Origin of the sequence: Psychrobacter sp. Ps6 (assembly GCF_022129235.1) — a bacterium.
Classification (GTDB): Bacteria; Pseudomonadota; Gammaproteobacteria; order Pseudomonadales; family Moraxellaceae; genus Psychrobacter.
In genome coordinates this window covers 1-2,871 of sequence record NZ_JADQAI010000049.1, presented here as the reverse complement: position 1 = coordinate 2,871, position 2,871 = coordinate 1, and the positions used below count along the sequence as shown (strand labels likewise).

At 37.4% G+C, this 2,871-nt stretch carries 3 protein-coding genes; 1 reads left to right on the top strand and 2 read right to left on the bottom strand.

The genetic code is table 11. From position 1 onward, the window contains the following. Both ulaG and ulaR read right to left on the bottom strand, forming a co-directional pair. On the bottom strand, positions 1 to 923 hold a 923-nt coding region (ulaG, locus tag I3255_RS13565; protein ID WP_238039278.1), incomplete at its 3' end, for an L-ascorbate 6-phosphate lactonase. A gap of 119 nt (positions 924 to 1,042) precedes the next feature. Next, the gene (gene ulaR / locus I3255_RS13560; RefSeq protein WP_138222688.1) at positions 1,043 to 1,798 is read right to left on the bottom strand and encodes an HTH-type transcriptional regulator UlaR; all 756 of its coding nucleotides are present in this window, start codon (positions 1,796 to 1,798) and stop codon (positions 1,043 to 1,045) included. Between the two features lie 334 nt (positions 1,799 to 2,132). On the opposite strand from ulaR, the gene I3255_RS13555 reads away from it, so the two are divergent. After that, a partial coding sequence (locus I3255_RS13555; protein ID WP_238039277.1) for a PTS transporter subunit IIC occupies positions 2,133 to 2,871 on the top strand: 739 nt, incomplete at its 3' end.

The following is a 2,871-nucleotide window of genomic DNA, read 5'->3' as shown; positions in this document are numbered from 1 at the left end:
TGTAGACGTTCTTTCTTCATATTCCATAGCACTTCAATTTCTCGAGGATCATTTTGGAAGTTAGCCCAAATATCATGATGGAAAGGGACAACAACTTTACAATTTAGCGATTCAGCTGCACGAAGAATATCTGATGAGGTCATTTTGTCTGTTACACCACGAGGGTTTTCACCATAAGAAAGTAAAGCAACATCAATTTTGTGGTCATTCCCGTGTTTTGCATAGTAGTTGGAGTAATGAGAGTCACCGGAAGGGTACAGTGATCCACCAGTTGTTTCAACGAGGTAATTTACCGCTCTATCATCCATACCGTCTAAAATTTCTTTATCTAGAGAAGATGTTCCTTCTGGTAATGTTACGAGTGCAGTACGATCGAATGCATCCAAGACTTTAATTTTAACATCTTTGATTTGAATTTCATCGCCAACTTTTGCAACTATACAGCGGTCTTCTGGTACTCCCCATTTCATCCATAGTTTCACACATGCTTTAGGTCCGATAAATTTTACATGCTCACCACAGTTTTGTAAGACAGCGGCAGCAACATTAATATCAATATGATCACCATGATCATGTGAGGCCATTACTGCATCAACTTCTTTGATTGCGAATGGGTCAAGAGGAAAGATAGCAGTACGCAGATTTGGTTGTAGGGCTTCAACTCCCCCCATGCGCATCATTTGATGCTGATTTTTCATTTTTTGAACTGCTTGTGTTTTTTTACCAGTTCCACACCAAAAATCCATTGATAGATTTGCCCCACCTTCTGATTTTAACCAAATGCCAGTACAACCTAACCACCACATGGAGAAAGTATTTGGGGCGACAACAGTTTTCTCAATCTCTTCATTTAGCCAAGTACCCCATTCTGGGAATGTATTTAAGATCCAAGACTCGCGAGTGATTTCATTTACATTATTCATCATAATACCTTTTATTTCACTGATTTGATTTATTTAGGATGTAGGAAACTGAGTGCCTTAATTTTAATTAAGGCACTAACTGTAATTAGTAATAATTGAGGGCTATTTGCCCTTTATATTTACACTAAGATGACTTGTGTCCCTTGAGCTTCTATTTTTTTAATAACCTCAGGATTAGCATCTTTACCTGTAATGACGATATCAATTTGATTCATATCACAAAATAGCATCCCTGTTCTCTGACCAACTTTAGAACTGTCCACGACTACGACCAATTTATCAATTTGCTCTAACATTTGTTGTTCGGCAACAGCGGTCAGCATATCTGCTTTATAAAGGCCCATTTCAGTAAGGCCTTTGCCTGATGTAAACATCCAGTTCCCGGCATAGCTGCCTAAAGAATTTGGTGCAGGATTTAAAAAGATGTTTTGAGCTTTGTTATATTGGCCACCAATAATGATTACATCATCATGATCTTCATTAATTAAATAACTGGCGAGAGGAAAATAGTTCGTTACTATCTGAACATTTTCTCCGCATAATTGCTGGCCTAATAAGAAGGCAGTGGAACCACAGTTAATGACCACACTGTCACCAGGCTTACAAAGTGCAGCAGCAGCATGCGCAATTTGAGCTTTTTCTTCATAAAAATCGGTACTATTAATATTAAGTGGAGACCATTTTCGTTTTTGAGTCTCTATTCTTTCAGCCCCATTTCTTATCTTACGCAGCCTACCAAGCTCATCTAGTTTGGCTATATCACGTCGAGCTGTGGCAGGAGATATACCAAATTTATCAATGATCTGAGATATGTTGATCATTTGCATTTCTTCGAGCAACGTTAATATTGCGTTATGTCTTTGTAATTCATTCATATTTATCACTCTATGTGTCTTAATGACAACCTTGTGATTACTTTTGATTTTTTATGATTCTAGTAATCATGATTCTGATTGTCAAACATTCACTATAAATAAATATGACCATAATCACATATTCACATAAACCTTTGATTTAATGGTGTTTTATTTGGTAGCGTGATCTGTAGCTCAATTAATTACATTACGGATAATGAAAATTGATATAAATCAAAATAATCACAAATGAGCATTGAATGATTACTTTTGATCGGTAAGGATTGTCTCGTGAGCAAAATAGACATCACCAAATCCTACAAATCACTAAAAAAATTATATTAGAGGTAAAGATATGGAGTTCTTATACGATATCTTCTATGTTTTTTATAGTCAGGTTATGACCAAAGCCCCTTTATTATTGGGTATGGTTACCTGTCTCGGTTATATCCTTCTGAAGCGTGACACAACTACTGTTATTGCTGGCTCAATCAAAACGATTGTTGGTTTTATGATTGTCCAAGTGGGAGCTGGTACTCTAGTCGCTGGTTTTAAACCAGTTATCGAAAAAATGAGTGAAATACATGGTTTGACAGGTTCTGTTATCGATCCCTATACATCGATGATGGCAACTATGGAAACCATGGGTGATAACTACTCTTGGGTTGGATACGCTGTCCTTATTGCCCTAGGTATTAATATCCTTCTTGTCTTTTTCCGTCGAATTACTGGTATTCGTACCATTATGTTAACGGGACATATTATGTTCCAACAGGCGGGCCTGATTGCCGTTTTCTATTTTGTACTTGGCGCTGGTATGTGGGAAACCATCATCTATACCGCTATTTTGATGGCTCTTTACTGGGGTATTTCATCAAATATTATGTTTAAGCCTACACAAGAGGTAACAGGGGGAGCAGGCTTCTCTATAGGTCACCAACAGCAGTTTGCCTCTTGGGTTGCCACAAAAATTGCACCCAAATTAGGTGATAAAAATGACAGTGTAGATCATATTAACTTGCCCAAATGGCTACATATCTTCCACGATAGTATTGCAGCTACAACGCTTGTTATGACTGTATTCTTCGGCATTA

Bases quoted from the DNA above. Each gene is read 5' to 3' on its own strand.
- ulaR (WP_138222688.1), bottom strand. From the start codon at position 1,798: ATGAATGAATTACAAAGACATAACGCAATATTAACGTTGCTCGAAGAA.